11 protein-coding genes are annotated in these 14,060 nt (G+C 74.0%); 2 read left to right on the forward strand and 9 right to left on the reverse strand.

What is annotated here, in order from left to right; genetic code table 11:
- Positions 1–294: 294 nt before the first annotated feature.
- Complete coding sequence (locus tag ABTY61_RS15195; RefSeq protein WP_350505431.1) at positions 295–1,347, forward strand: M48 family metallopeptidase; 1,053 nt, start codon at positions 295–297, stop codon at positions 1,345–1,347.
- Positions 1,348–1,419: 72 nt separating this feature from the next.
- Here the strand turns inward: ABTY61_RS15195 and ABTY61_RS15200 are convergent, their stop codons facing one another.
- The 5 genes from ABTY61_RS15200 to proB all read right to left on the reverse strand — a co-directional run bounded on the left by ABTY61_RS15200 (position 1,420) and on the right by proB (position 6,491).
- Entirely contained in the window at positions 1,420–2,481 is a 1,062-nt protein-coding gene (locus ABTY61_RS15200) for an SCO2583 family membrane protein (RefSeq protein WP_350505432.1), read from the reverse strand.
- A gap of 104 nt (positions 2,482–2,585) precedes the next feature.
- Entirely contained in the window at positions 2,586–3,161 is a 576-nt protein-coding gene (locus ABTY61_RS15205; protein WP_350505433.1) for an SCO2584 family spore wall biosynthesis protein, read from the reverse strand.
- A gap of 89 nt (positions 3,162–3,250) precedes the next feature.
- Positions 3,251–4,573: a glutamate-5-semialdehyde dehydrogenase gene (locus ABTY61_RS15210; protein WP_350505434.1), complete on the reverse strand. Its 1,323-nt coding sequence runs from the start codon at positions 4,571–4,573 to the stop codon at positions 3,251–3,253.
- Between the two features lie 92 nt (positions 4,574–4,665).
- On the reverse strand, positions 4,666–5,190 hold the full coding sequence (locus ABTY61_RS15215) for a DUF8830 family protein (RefSeq protein ID WP_350505435.1): 525 nt from the start codon (positions 5,188–5,190) through the stop codon (positions 4,666–4,668).
- Between the two features lie 164 nt (positions 5,191–5,354).
- Positions 5,355–6,491: a glutamate 5-kinase gene (gene proB, locus ABTY61_RS15220; RefSeq protein ID WP_350505436.1), complete on the reverse strand. Its 1,137-nt coding sequence runs from the start codon at positions 6,489–6,491 to the stop codon at positions 5,355–5,357.
- Positions 6,492–6,793: 302 nt separating this feature from the next.
- On the opposite strand from proB, the gene ABTY61_RS15225 reads away from it, so the two are divergent.
- Positions 6,794–7,567, forward strand: coding sequence for a hypothetical protein (locus ABTY61_RS15225; protein ID WP_350505437.1), 774 nt, complete (start codon positions 6,794–6,796; stop codon positions 7,565–7,567).
- 122 nt (positions 7,568–7,689) lie between these two features.
- On the opposite strand, the gene obgE is transcribed toward ABTY61_RS15225, so the two are convergent.
- The 4 genes from obgE to ABTY61_RS15245 form a co-directional block, all read right to left on the reverse strand.
- The gene (obgE, locus tag ABTY61_RS15230) at positions 7,690–9,168 is read right to left on the reverse strand and encodes a GTPase ObgE (protein WP_350505438.1); all 1,479 of its coding nucleotides are present in this window, start codon (positions 9,166–9,168) and stop codon (positions 7,690–7,692) included.
- A 116-nt stretch (positions 9,169–9,284) separates the two neighbouring features.
- Complete coding sequence (gene rpmA, locus ABTY61_RS15235; protein ID WP_030058248.1) at positions 9,285–9,542, reverse strand: 50S ribosomal protein L27; 258 nt, start codon at positions 9,540–9,542, stop codon at positions 9,285–9,287.
- A 14-nt stretch (positions 9,543–9,556) separates the two neighbouring features.
- Positions 9,557–9,874 (reverse strand): 50S ribosomal protein L21, encoded by a 318-nt coding sequence (gene rplU / locus ABTY61_RS15240; RefSeq protein ID WP_030233759.1) that lies wholly within the window; start codon positions 9,872–9,874, stop codon positions 9,557–9,559.
- 231 nt (positions 9,875–10,105) lie between these two features.
- Positions 10,106–13,663 carry an Rne/Rng family ribonuclease gene (locus ABTY61_RS15245; protein WP_350505439.1) on the reverse strand — a complete coding sequence of 1,186 codons (3,558 nt, stop codon included), beginning with the start codon at positions 13,661–13,663 and terminating at the stop codon, positions 10,106–10,108.
- Between the last annotated feature and the right edge of the window lie 397 nt (positions 13,664–14,060).

The following is a 14,060-nucleotide window of genomic DNA, read 5'->3' on the forward strand; positions in this document are numbered from 1 at the left end:
GGTCCGGTCTCGGTTCTCCAGGGCATTCAGGGTAAACCCGCCTCACACCGGCACCCCCCACCGGCCCCCGCGCGGCGCCCGACCCGCCCGCGGACCGCCCGCTCCCCCACCCGTGCGCCCACCCGACAGCCGCCCGACAGCCCGCCCGTCCGCCCGTCCGCACCCGCTCCGGGGACGAGTACGCAACCGCGGACGTTGCACAGGCAGTCGTTGCAGACGAGTCACTGCCGGCGAAGACCAGCGGGGGCCGGGCGCCGCGCCCGGGGCCGCCGTCGACCAGGAGGTACGCAGACCATGACCGACACGACCGCGAACGCCCCGAGCCGCCGTCGCCAACGCTTCCCCGAGATCTCCACCCGGGCCTGGGAGCACCCCGCCGACCGCTCGGCGCTGGTCGCCCTGCGCAAGCTGTCCGGCTTCGACGACATCCTGCGCAAGCTCGCCGGGCTGGTCTCCGAGCGCTCGATCCGGCTGATGTTCCTGGCCACCGCCGTGAAGACCTCCGAGCGCCAGTTCCCCGAGCTGTACGACATGGTCCGCGACGCCGCCTACGCGCTCGACCTGGAGCAGGTCCCAGACCTGTACGTCACCCAGGACCCGACGGTCAACGCGTTCACCATCGGCATCGACACCCCGATCATCGTGATCACCAGCGGCCTGGTCGAACTGCTGGACGAGGAGGAGCTGCGCTCCGTCATCGGCCACGAGGTCGGCCACGCGATGTCCGGCCACGCCGTCTACCGGACGATGCTGATGATCCTCACCAACATCGCCGCCCGGATCGCCTGGGTGCCGCTCGGCAACCTGGCGATCACGGCCGTCATCACCGCGCTCAAGGAGTGGTTCCGCAAGGCCGAGCTGTCCAGCGACCGGGCCGGCCTGCTCGCCGGGCAGGACGTCCAGGCGTCCATGCGGGCCCTGATGAAGCTGGCCGGCGGGCACAACCTGGCCGAGATGAACGTCGACGCCTTCCTGGAGCAGGCCGAGGAGTACGACAAGGCCGGGGACCTGCGCGACGGCGTGCTCAAGCTGCTCCAGCTCCTGCCGCAGACCCACCCGTTCGCGGTGGTCCGGGTCGCCCAGCTGAAGAAGTGGGCGGAGAGCGACGAGTACCGCTCGATCCTGGCCGGCGCCTACCCGCGCCGCACCGACGACCGGGACACCTCGGTCGGCGAGCAGTGGAAGGCCGCCGCCGAGCACTACACGACCTCGGTGAAGGAGAGCAAGGACCCCCTGATGGGTCTGCTGCGGGACGTGGCCGGCGGCGCCGCGACCGTCGGCGGCAAGCTCCGGGACACCTTCACCGGCGGCAACCGCACCGACTCCGGGGACCGCACCGACGGCTGACCCCCGCCGCCGGGCCGCCGTACACGGCCGGTGACCCGCCCGGGTCACCGGCCGACCCGCCGCCGGGGCCGCTCAGCTCCCCGCCAGCACCCCGCACACCTGCCAGGCCGGCCGCGCGTGGTTGCCCGGGTCGACCGGCGTCGGCTGCGCCACCGCGGTGCCCTGGGCGGTGGCCAGCACCGGCTGGAGGAAGGCCGCCATCGAGGAGGTGCACGGCGCCGGACCGGCCTGCAGCACCGCGTCCACCAGCCGCAGCTGCGCCTGGCCCAGGTCGACCCGGTCGAACTGGAAGGTCAGCTCGCGCCGCACGGTCTCCAGGGTGACGGGCGCGCCGGCCGGGGCACCGGCGGGCTTCAGCGCGTAGACGAAGGTGTGGTCGGTGGTGATCTGCAGGGTGCTGCCGTCCGCCTCGTCGACCCGCATCGCGCCGACCGCCTTCACGGTGTCGGAGGCGAGCGCGACCTGCGCCGGGTCGAAGCGGACGATCCAGCCGGTCACCGCGTGGTGCCGGTCGTCCACCGGCTGGGTGACACCGGCGTCGAACTGGGCCTGCTCACCGGGCGTGACGTAGGCCCGCACGTCCGTGGTGACGCCCTGGACCAGCGCCGCCGGCGTCAGCGAGGAGGCGATCAGGTAGCGCTGCACGGTGTCGAGCGCCTTGGTCACCTCGACCTTGCTGAAGTGCTCGGTGGCCGCCCCGGCCGGGGTGTTCAGCCCGGCCGTCCCGTCGCCGTAGCCGGTCGGCAGCGCGGCGAACGGACGTGCCGGGTCGGCGACCGGGCGGACGGCCGAGGCCGGGCTCAACGCGACCAGGCTGACGGTCAGTTGAGTGCCCTCCGGCCGCGCCGCGATCCCCTTGGGCGAGTTCACCCCGAAGTACACCGCGGCCCCGAAGGCCAGCAGGATGAGCAGCAGCAGGGCGAGCGCCTGACGCGGCACGCTGCCCAGCGGCCCGAGCCGCACCCGGGCCCGGGTGGCCTTGCCGAAGGAGCCCGCGAGCCGCTCCCGGGCGGACAGCTCCTGGATCCGGGCAGCCCGGACGAACGACTCGTCGAAGACGACGGACCGGAACTCGTCCTCGTTGCCGGAACCGCCCTCGGGCGTACCCTCAGGAGGCTCGCGTGGGTCACCCATAGCACCAGGGTAGGCGCACACCGGGCCCGCCACGAGGGCCCCCGCACAGATTCCCGGGAACGCTCCGTGACCACCGCTCCGGGCGCACGCCCCCTCAGCCGGCCCTACGGCGTCGACGCCACCAGCGACGGCTCGGCCGGCGCGGACCGCGGGTCGGCGCCCGGGCTGCTGCTGCCCGACTCCGGGCGGCGGGGCGCCCCCGAGGAGCCGCCCACGCCCTGGTAGACCGCCGCGACCGCCACGGCCACCAGGCTCACGCCCATGAGCACGGCGAGCACCCAGGCCACCGGCCGGTGCCAGCGCTGCTGGGCGACGTACCGCCCGCGGGCCCGCACCGGGTCGTAGCGCCTGCCCCATCGCCGGCCCCGGCGGCCGGTCACCCGGCCCGGGCCCGACCAGGGGTCGGGGTAGAGGTGGTCCTCGTCGAGTCCGCTCGGGTACGGGCGCAGCTCCAGCGGCAGCCCGTCCCCGGCCGGAACGTCATAGCTCCAACCCGGCCCCGCGGAGTCCGTCTCGAACCGCGCCTCGGCGGCGGCGAGCTGCCGCTCCTTGGCTGTCGGCTCGTGCACGGCGGCGGACCGGACGAAGGCCTCATCGAAGACCACGGTGGCGAACTCGTCGTCCGCACCACCGTGGTCGGCGCCGTCGGGGTACGGCAAGCCCCCCACATCCTCAGCCACGGATTCAGCGTATTACCGGCCGGGCGATTTGTCTGTGGCTCCCGGCAGTTGGTCCGTCACACGTGTGACGGCCGCCCCGTGCGCCGCGGTCAGCGGCCCTCGGCGCCCCCGCCCACGGTCTGCGCGGCCTCGCCGCGGACATGCCCGTCACCAGTGACGATGTACTTGGTGCTGGTCAGCTCCGGCAGGCCCATCGGGCCGCGGGCGTGCAGCTTCTGGGTGGAGATGCCGATCTCCGCGCCGAAGCCGAACTCACCGCCGTCGGTGAACCGGGTGGAGGCGTTGACGGCCACCGTGGTCGAGTCCACCAGCTGGGTGAAGCGGCGGGCGGCGGCCTGCGAGGTGGTGACGATCGCCTCGGTGTGGCCGGAGGACCAGCGGCGGATGTGCGCGACGGCGGCGTCCAAGGAGGGCACCACGGCCGCGGCCAGGTCGTACGAGAGGTACTCGGCGCCCCAGTCCTCGTCGGTGGCGGGCACCGCGGTGACACCGGTGCCCTCGGCGGCCTTGAGCACCGCCTCGTCACCGTGCACGGTCACCCCGGCCCCGGCCAGGGCGGCCAGCGCGAGCGGCAGGAAGGCGTCCGCGACGTCCTGGTGCACCAGCAGCGTCTCGGCCGAGTTGCAGACGCTGACCCGCTGGGCCTTGGAGTTCAGCAGGATGCCGACGGCCATCGCCAGGTCGGTCTGCGCGTCCACGTACACGTGGCAGTTGCCGGTGCCGGTCTCGATCACCGGGACGGTCGAACCCTCGACCACGGTGCGGATCAGCGAGGCCCCGCCGCGCGGGATCAGCACGTCGACCAGGCCGCGGGCGCGCATCAGCTCCTGCACCGACTCCCGGCTCTCCCCCGGGACGAGCTGGATCACGTCGGCCGGCAGCCCGGCCGCGACGACGGCGTCCCGCAGGACGGCGACCAGCGCGGTGTTGGAACGGTAGGCGGAGGCGGAGCCGCGCAGCAGCACCGCGTTGCCGGACTTCAGGCAGAGCGCGGCGGCGTCCGCGGTGACGTTCGGCCGGGCCTCGTAGATGATGCCGACCACGCCCAGCGGCACCCGTACCTGACGCACGTCCAGGCCGTTCGGCAGGGTGTAGCCGCGCACCACCTCGCCGACCGGGTCGGCCAGGCCGGCCACGTCGCGCACGTCGGAGGCGATCGCGGCGATCCGCTCGACGGTCAGGCTCAGCCGGTCGATCACCGACTCGGCCGTCCCCGCCTCGCGGGCCCGGGCGACGTCCTCGGCGTTGGCCGCGAGGATCTCGGCGCCGCGGGCCTCCAGCGCGTCCGCGATCGCCAGCAGGGCGGTGTCCTTGGCCCGACGCGGCAGCGGGGCGAGCGCCGCGGCGGCCTCCCGGGCTCGGCGCGCTACGGCGATGACGGGGCTGTCGGCGGTGGCGAGGTCGCTGGTCATGCCGCCAAGGTTAGCGACTGCCGCCGCGCCGCCGAACCGCCATTTCGCCCGGTGAGACACCGGGCGGACGGGCTCGGCACGCGCCCGGCACCTCAGTACGGGTGCACCCCGCCCAGGTGCGGCGGCGGATCGCCGAAGCCCTCGGCGACCCGCTTGTGGTACGTCGCCCGGTCGACCACCTCCAGCCCGACGATCTCCCACGGCGGCAGGCTCGCGGTCACCTTGTGCTCGCCCCACAGCCGCAGCGCTATCGCCGCCGCGTCGTGCAGGTCCCGGGCCTGCTCCCAGTAGCGGATCTCGGCGTGGTCGGCCGCGTAGCGGGCGGTCAGGAAGAACGAGTGGTCGTGCGCCAGCCGCTCCAGCGAAGCCCGTAGCGAGGACAGCGGCGTGGTCTGCCCGGCCACGCTCAGCACCACGTGCCACAGCCGCGCCTGCTCCGGCACGCTGGGCGGATCAGCCGCCTGCGCGCGCTGCGGCCGCAGCCTGCGCACCCCGCCGGGCCCCTGCGGCGTCGGACCGGTCGGCTCCGCGGGGCCGTCCCCGCGTCCGCCGTCGATACTGGTCAGCCGCCGGCCCGCCGTCCCTCCGGTCAGCGCTGCCTCGCGCCTGCGTTCCACCGGCGGCCTCCTGTTCGGCGATCTCGTGTCGTCCCCCCGACCCGGCCGGCCCTCGGCCGACCGGTACGGCTGCGCCCCTCCTCGCCCGCGGCCGGACCGCTCCCGGTACGGAGCGGCCCGCCGACCGCGCTGCGCCGTCCGGCCGATGCCGGCCGAACGGCCGGTCAGCCGCGCAGAACGACCAGGTCGTCCCGGTGGACGACCTCGCGCTCGTACCCGGCGCCGAACTCCTGGGCCAGGTCACGGGTGGACCGGCCGAGCAGACGGGGCAACTCCCTCGCATCAAAGTTGACCAGTCCGCGGGCCACGATGTGGCCGTTTTCGGCAAGAAGGTCCACCGGATCACCCGCCGTGAACTCCCCGTCGACCTTGGTCACCCCGGCCGGCAGCAGCGAGGCGCCGCCCGAGACGACCGCCTCGACCGCGCCCGCGTCCAGGTGCAGGGCGCCGCGCGGGCTGCTGGCGTGGGCCAGCCAGAGCATCCGGTCGGAGCTGCGGCTGCCGGTGCGCCGGAAGAGCGTTCCGGTGGGCCGCCCGGCCAGTGCGTCGGCGGCGTGGCTGGCCGCGGTGAGCACCACCGGGATGCCCGCCCCGGTGGCGATCCGGGCCGCCTCGACCTTGGTGACCATGCCGCCGGTGCCCACGCCCGCCTTCCCCGCGCTGCCGATCTGGATGCCGTCGAGGTCGTGCGGGCCGCCGACCTCGGCGATCCGGCTGGTGCCGGGCCGGGACGGGTCGCCGTCGTAGAGGCCGTCCACGTCGGAGAGCAGCACCAGCAGGTCGGCCCGGACCAGGTGGGCGACCAGCGCGGCCAGCCGGTCGTTGTCCCCGAACTTGATTTCGGCGGTGGCGACGGTGTCGTTCTCGTTGACGACCGGCATCGCGCCCATCGCCAGCAACTGGTCCAGCGTCCGGAAGGCGTTGCGGTAGTGGGCGCGGCGGCTGGCGTCCTCGGCGGTGAGCAGCACCTGGCCGACCCGGATGCCGTACCGGGCGAAGGAGGCGGTGTACCGCGCGACCAGCAGTCCCTGGCCGACGCTGGCCGCGGCCTGCTGCCGGGCCAGGTCCTTGGGCCGCTTGTCCAGGCCGAGCGGGGCGAGCCCGGCGGCGATGGCGCCGGAGGAGACGAGCACGACCTCGGGCGCGTCCGGGCGGCTGCGCACCTTGGCGAGCGCGTCCACCAGGGCGTCCACCCGGTCGGCGTCCAGGCCGCCGGCCGCCGTGGTGAGTGAGGAGGAGCCGACCTTGACCACGATCCGCCGTGCGGTCAGCACCTCCTCCCGCAGTGAGTCCTCGCTCATCTCGCTGTACGCCCTTCCGGTGTGGTGCGGGTGCGGCGGGGCCGGGCCCGGCCGTCATGCCCGAAATCTACGCGATCCGCGCAGGTCGCCCCCAGGGTGTTTCACCGGCTGGACCCGCCCTGCGCACGGGCCCGTCACAGCCCGGCCGCCAATCCGGACGGCTGGTATGGTCCCTGACCGAAAGCCAGATCGGGGGACGGCTTCTTGCCCGCTGTACCCACTCGTCTTCGACCTTCCTGCAGAACGGGGCGGCGCCGCACTGGGCAGGCCGGCAACGGTTCGCGACCGCGCGCCCAGGAGAAATGCGCACCATGCGTTCGTACACCACGAAGCTCACCGTCGCCGCGCTGGCGGCGGCCACCGCCCTCTCGCTCGCGGCCTGCGGCCCCGACAACTCCGACCCGGCCGGCACGGGCGGCGCCACCGGAGCGGCCCCGGCGCAGACCGGCGCGGCGACCGGCGGTTCGGCCGCCGCCCCGTCCGGTGCCGCCACGGGAGGTGCCACCGCGGGAGGTGCCGCCACCGGCGGCGCGGCAACCGGGGGCGCGGCGACCGGCGGCGCCGGTACGGCCGGAGCGTCGGCGGGCGGGGCCGGCGGGGCCGGCGGCGGGAAGGTTCCGCAGGCCGCCACCGCCGTGAAGGTCGGCCAGCCGGCCACCGTCGACTTCGCCGACAAGACCTCCAAGGTCGCCACCAAGCTGCAGATCACCGTCACCGGCATCGAGGTCGGCTCGCTGCAGGACCTCACCGCCGCCAAGGTCTCGACCACCGGGCTGGAGGGGAAGACCCCGGTCTACGTCAGCTACACCATCAAGAACCTCGGCGACGCCAGCCTGTCCTTCACCGCCCCGGACTCCAAGTTCGTCGTGTTCGACACCAACGGCGACAAGGGCCTCAACGTCATGAACGCCACCACCCCGCTGCCCAAGTGCACGGGTGCGAAGTTCCAGGGCGTCACCAAGGGCGCCGAGGCCAAGGGCTGCACCATCATCGCCACCACCGGCACCACCCCGGCCGCGGTCGGCTACACCGACCTGGCCGACCTGCTCAAGCTCCAGGCCTCCTGGACGAAGTGACGGCCGGTCGCGGTCGACCGGAATGCGGACGGCCCCGCCACCCTGTCGGGGTGGCGGGGCCGTCCGCATCACACGGGCATCACCCACGCGGGGCCGACATGGGTGTCGGCCCGGACGTCGACTCAGTGGTCCTCGTCGTCGTCCTCGATGGCGGCCTGCCGGCCGCTGGCGAGCGCCTCGAAGGCGAGGAACTCGGCCTCGGCCGCGTCCCGGCCCTTCTGCTTCTCGCGACGGCGGTCGACCGCCGGACGCTGGGTCTCCATGCGGTGGTCCTCACCGCGGCGGCCGAGCATCTCGGCGCCGGCGGCCATGGTCGGCTCCCAGTCGAAGACGACGGCGTTCTCCTCGGGGCCGATGATGACGGTGTCGCCCTCGTGCGCCCCGATCTTCCACAGCCGCTCCTCGATGCCGAGGCGGGCCAGCCGGTCGGCCAGGTAGCCGACGGCCTCGTCGTTGCTGAAGTCGGTCTGGCGGACCCAGCGCTCCGGCTTGACGCCGCGGATGCGGTAGGCGCCGTCCTCCTCCTCGATGGTGAAGCCCTCGTCGTCGACGGCCGTGGGCCGCAGCACGATCCGGGTGGACTCCTCGACCGGCTTGGCGGCGCGCGCCTCGGCGACGATCTTCGCCAGCGCGAAGTTCAGCTCGCGCAGGCCCTTGCGGGAGGCGGCGGAGACCTCGAACACCTGGAAGCCGCGCTCCTCCAGCGAGGCACGGGTCAGGTCGGCGATGTCCTGGCCGTCCGGGACGTCCACCTTGTTGAGCGCGACCAGGCGCGGACGGTCCTCCAGACCGCCGTACTCGGCGAGCTCGGCCTCGATGGTCTCCAGGTCGGTCAGCGGGTCGCGGCCGGGCTCCAGGGTGGCGCAGTCCAGCACGTGCACCAGCACCGAGCAGCGCTCGACGTGCCGCAGGAACTCCAGGCCCAGGCCCCGGCCCTGGCTGGCGCCCGGGATCAGGCCGGGCACGTCGGCGATCGTGTAGACGGTGTCGCCCGCGGTGACCACGCCGAGGTTGGGGATCAGGGTGGTGAACGGGTAGTCCGCGATCTTCGGCTTGGCGGCGGAGAGCACCGAGATCAGCGAGGACTTGCCGGCGCTCGGGTAGCCGACCAGGGCCACGTCGGCGACGGACTTGAGCTCCATCACGATGTCGCGGGCGTCACCGGGCTCGCCGAGCAGCGCGAAGCCCGGCGCCTTGCGGCGGGACGAGGCGAGCGCGGCGTTGCCGAGGCCGCCGCGGCCGCCCTGGGCGGCGATGAAGCTGGTGCCGTGGCCGACCAGGTCGGCGAGCACGTTGCCCTTGCGGTCCAGCACCACGGTGCCGTCCGGCACGAACAGGACGAGGTCCCCGCCGTCGGCGCCGGTGCGGTGGCCGCCCGCGCCGGGCTTGCCGTTGGTGGCCTTGCGCTTGGGCGAGTGGTGGTACTCGAGCAGGGTGGTGACCTGCGCGTCCACGGTGAGGATCACACTGCCGCCCTCCCCGCCGTTACCGCCGTCCGGGCCGCCGAGCGGCTTGAACTTCTCACGGTGAACGGAGGCGCAGCCGTGGCCTCCGTTACCCGCGGCGACGTGAAGTTCGACGCGGTCCACGAAGGTGGTCATGGGTGTGCCTCCAGTACGGGAAAGGGTTCTGTCTGCGTGAAGCGCGAAGGGTGGACCGGAGAATTCCGGCCCACCCTTCAGTGTGAGTCCTGTCAGACTCGGGAGTCCGCTGGGACTCAGGCCTCGACGGCCACGATGTTGACGACCTTGCGGCCGCGACGGTTGCCGAACTGGACCGCACCGGCGGTCAGCGCGAACAGGGTGTCGTCGCCACCGCGGCCGACACCGGCACCCGGGTGGAAGTGGGTGCCACGCTGGCGGACGAGGATCTCGCCGGCCGAGACGACCTGGCCACCGAAGCGCTTCACGCCGAGGCGCTGGGCGTTCGAGTCACGGCCGTTACGAGTAGAGCTTGCGCCCTTCTTGTGTGCCATTTTTCGCTATCCCCTTACTTGCTGACCGAGTCGATGCTGGTGATGCGCACCGCGGTGTGCTTCTGACGGTGACCCTGACGACGGCGGTAGCCGGTCTTGTTCTTGTAGCGCAGGATGACGATCTTGTCGCCCTTGGTCTGGTCGACCACCTCGGCGTGAGCCTTCACGCCGGCCAGGACCCACGGGTCGGAGGTGACGGCGTCACCGTCGACGACCAGGATGGTCGAGAGCTCCACCGAGTCACCCGGCTTGGCCTCGATACGGTCGATCTCCAGCACGTCGCCGACGGCGACCTTGTGCTGGCGGCCGCCTGCGCGAACGATCGCGTACATGCGGTACCTACTTTCCCAACTCGGTCGGAACTCCCGACGCCAGCCACCTGGGTACGGACACAGGAGCCTCTCCCCGTTCACTCCGCGCTGGGCGCGGGACTCTCGGGAAGGTGATGTGCTCGGGAGCGCGGCGTAGACACGCCGAAGGTCAAGAATACGGACCGGCGGCCCAGGGGGCAAACCGGCCCGTACGGCCGGGGGCGGGAAGGACTCCCGCCCCCGGCGTGGGCACTACTCGGCCGCCGTATCACCCTCGGCGGCCGCGGCCTTCTTGGCCGCCGCGCTCGTCCGCTTGGTCGCGGTCTTGCGGGCGGTGGTCTTCTTGGCCGCCGTCGTCGTCTTCTTGGCGGCGGTCTTCTTCGCGGTGGTGGTCTTGCGGGCGGCCCGCTTCTTCGGCGCCGGGGCCTCCTCGGCGGGCGCCTCCTCCGCGGCGGGGGCCTCGTCGGCGGGAGCCTCCGCGGCCGGGGTCTCGACGACCACGGCCTCCGCGACGGCCTCGGGGGCCACCTCGGCGACGGTCTCGGCCACGGCCTCGGCGGCGGTCTCGGCAGCCGGGGCGGCGGCCGCCAGGGCCGCCTCCAGGGCCGCGTCGGCCTTCGCCTGAAGCACCACGATCTCGGCGGCCTGCGGGGCGCCGGCCGGAGCCGTCGCCTTGCGCACCGCGCGGCGGCGCGGACGGCCGGCCGGAGCGGCGGCGGGGGCCTCGGCCACCGGCGCCTCCACGGCCTTCGGCGCCTCGACCACCGCGGCCTCGACGACGGCCTCTACGGTCAGCGGCTCGACGCCCGGGACCTCCAGGGCCAGCTGGCCCTCGATCTCCTCGCGCACCGGCTCGGCGGGCTCCAGGAGCGCCTCGGCGACGGCCTCGGCCACCGACGACCCGGCCTCGACGGCCTGCGGCTCCTCGTGGCCCGCGCCGCCCTTGCCCCGGCGACGGCGCTTGCCGCTGCCCGAGCCGGCCTCGACGGCGGCGGCCGCCGGGGCGTGGACGTGGGCGCTCGGCTGCTCCATGTGGACGATCACACCGCGGCCGTTGCAGTGCACGCAGGCCTCGGAGAAGGACTCCAGCAGGCCCTGGCCGACCCGCTTGCGGGTCATCTGGACCAGGCCCAGCGAGGTGACCTCGGCCACCTGGTGCTTGGTCCGGTCCCGGCCCAGGCACTCCAGCAGGCGGCGCAGCACCAGGTCGCGGTTGGACTCCAGGACCATGTCGATGAAGTCGATCACGATGATGCCGCCGAGGTCGCGCAGCCGCAGCTGGCGCACGATCTCCTCGGCCGCCTCGATGTTGTTCCGGGTGACCGTCTCCTCCAGGTTGCCGCCCTGGCCGACGAACTTCCCGGTGTTGACGTCGATGACGACCATCGCCTCGGTGCGGTCGATCACCAGCGAACCGCCGCTGGGCAGCCAGACCTTGCGGTCCAGCGCCTTCATCAGCTGCTCGTCGATCCGGTAGGTGGCGAACACGTCCACCTCGGAGGTCCACCGCTGGAGCCGCTCGGCGAGGTCCGGGGCCACGTTGGAGACGTAGTCGTGGATGGTGCTCCACGCCTCGTCACCGGAGACGATGACCTTGGTGAAGTCCTCGTTGAAGATGTCGCGGACGACCCGGACGGTCATGTCCGGCTCGCCGTACAGCAGCGCCGGGGCGTTGCCGGTCGCGGCCTTCTTCTGGATGTCCTCCCACTGCTGCTGGAGGCGCTGGACGTCGCGGGTCAGCTCCTCCTCGGAGGCGCCCTCGGCGGCGGTGCGCACGATCACGCCCGCGTCGTCCGGGACGATCTTCTTCAGGATCTGCTTGAGGCGGGCGCGCTCGTTCTCGGGCAGCTTGCGCGAGATGCCGGTCATCGAGCCCTCGGGCACGTAGACCAGGTAGCGGCCGGGCAGCGAGATCTGGCTGGTCAGGCGGGCGCCCTTGTGGCCGATCGGGTCCTTGGAGACCTGCACCAGCACGGACTGGCCGGACTTGAGCACCGACTCGATCCGGCGCGGGCCGCCGTGGCCCAGCGCGCCGAAGTTGACCTCGCCGGCGTACAGCACCGCGTTGCGGCCCTTGCCGATGTCGACGAAGGCGGCCTCCATGGACGGCAGCACGTTCTGGACCTTGCCCAGGTAGACGTTGCCGACGTACGAGGTGGCCTGCTCCTTGTTGACGTAGTGCTCGACGAGCACGCCGTCCTCCAGCACGCCGATCTGGGTGCGCTGGCCGTTCTGGCGCACCACCATGACGCGCTCGACCGACTCCCGGCGGGCCAGGAACTCGGCCTCGGTGATGATCGGCACCCGGCGGCGGCCCAGCTCGCGGCCCTCGCGGCGGCGCTGCTTCTTCGCCTCCAGACGGGTCGAGCCCTTGATGGACTGCACCTCGTCCGGGTCGAAGGACGGCTCGGTGGAGCGGCGGCGCGGCTCGCGCACCTTCACCACCGTGCGGACGCCGTCCTCGGTGGTCTCGGCGGCCTCGACGGCGCCGGCCTCACCACTGCGGCGGCGACGACGGCGACGGCGGCGCGACGAGGACAGGCCGGCGGCCAGGTCGTCGTCGTCCTCGTCCTCCTCGTCGACGACGGCGACCCGGACCGGCTCCTCGGCGGCGGGCTGCTCGGTCTCGACGGCCTCGGCGGCCTCGAAGTCCTCGGCCTCACCACGGCGGCGACGACGGCCGCCCCGACGGCGGCGGCGGGACGGACGGCCGTCCTCCCACTCGTCCTCGGCCTCCGGACCGGCGACGGGGGCCGCCACGACGGGCTCCTCGACGACCGGGACCTCGACGGGGGCGACGGGCTCGGCCTTCACCGGGGCCTTCACCGGGGCCTTGGCGGACGCCTTGGCCGATGCCTCGGCGGCCGGCTTGCGGCGGCCCGGCTCGACCCGGGCACGGACCCGGCGACGGCGGCCGACACCGCTGTACTCGAACTCGTCCTCCTCCGCGCGCTCGGCCGCGGCCGGGGCCGGGGCCGGGGCCTCGACCTGCGCCGGGGCGGCGGCGGGCTGCTGCGGCGCGGTCGGCGCGACGTAGGGGGCGGGCTCCTGGAACACCGGGGCCTGGAAGACCGCGGTGGCCGGGCGGACGGCGCGGCGGCGCACCCGGTGGTGCGGCTCGGCCTCGGCGACCGGGGCGGGGGCGGCGACGGCCGGAGCCTCGGCGGCGGCCTCGACGGCCTCCTCCTCGGCAGGCTCCTCCTCGACGGCGGGCTCCTCGGCCACCGGCTCCTCGGCCGGGGCCTCGACCACCGGCGCGGCCTCGACCACGCGACGGCGGCGCGGGCGGCGGGCCGGAGCGGCCGGGGCCTCCTCGGCCACCGGCTCGGCGACCGGCGCGGGGGTCTCGGCGGGGGCGGCGGCCTCGGCCACCGGCTCCTCGACCGGGGCCTCGGCCTTCTTGCGGGTCCGACGGGCCCGAACGGGCTTCTCCGCCTTCTCCTCGGCCTTCGGCTCGGTGGCCTTCTTCTCGGCCTCCGCCTTCTCGGCCTCCGGCGCGGTGACCACGATGGCGGTCTCCTCCGGAGCACCGGCCGGAGCCTCGGCACGCTTGCGGGTCCGGCGGGCCCGGACCGGCTTCTCGGCCGCCGGGGCCGCCTCGGCGGGCACCTCGGCCGGTACGACCGCCGTCTCGACCGGGACGACCGTCTCGGCCGTCTCGGCGGCCGCACCCTGCGGGGTGCCCGCCGGGCGGGACACCGCCCGGCGACGACGGCGCGGCGGCGCGGCGGACGCGCCCTCGCCACCGGTCGCGGTGGATTCGTTCTGTTCCGTGGCCGCAGACTGCTGCGGATCGGTGTTATCGAGCATGCGGGTGGATCTCCCGTCAGGCCCCCGGGCTCCGCATCCGGCCACGGCACGGCACCAGCGGGCGGCCGGCATCTCGACGATGCTCGGGCCGGACCCTTTGACGGTGCCGCCGCGCGGACGCGAGGCCGCACAGGGGCTCGTAGTCTCGCTCGGCGCCCCACGTTGCGCGGGGTGTCGAAAGTCTTCTGGTCTGACCAGTCTTCTGAGTTTTTCCCAAGCTGAGCCCTCCCCCAACCCCGGGTGGCTCCCGGACGGGGTCCCGGGCCCACCGACCGTCCTGGTCGGCGGGCCCCGGGTGGCAGGCCTGTGCTGCGACGACGCTCGCTCCCCTGGGGAGCCGCGGGAACCCTGGAGGACCGTCGGGTCCAGTGAGGCACTGGACCCGGCCTCCGCCCAC

The sequence above is a fragment of the Kitasatospora sp. NPDC096128 genome, from assembly GCF_040303105.1.
Classification (GTDB): Bacteria; Actinomycetota; Actinomycetes; order Streptomycetales; family Streptomycetaceae; genus Kitasatospora.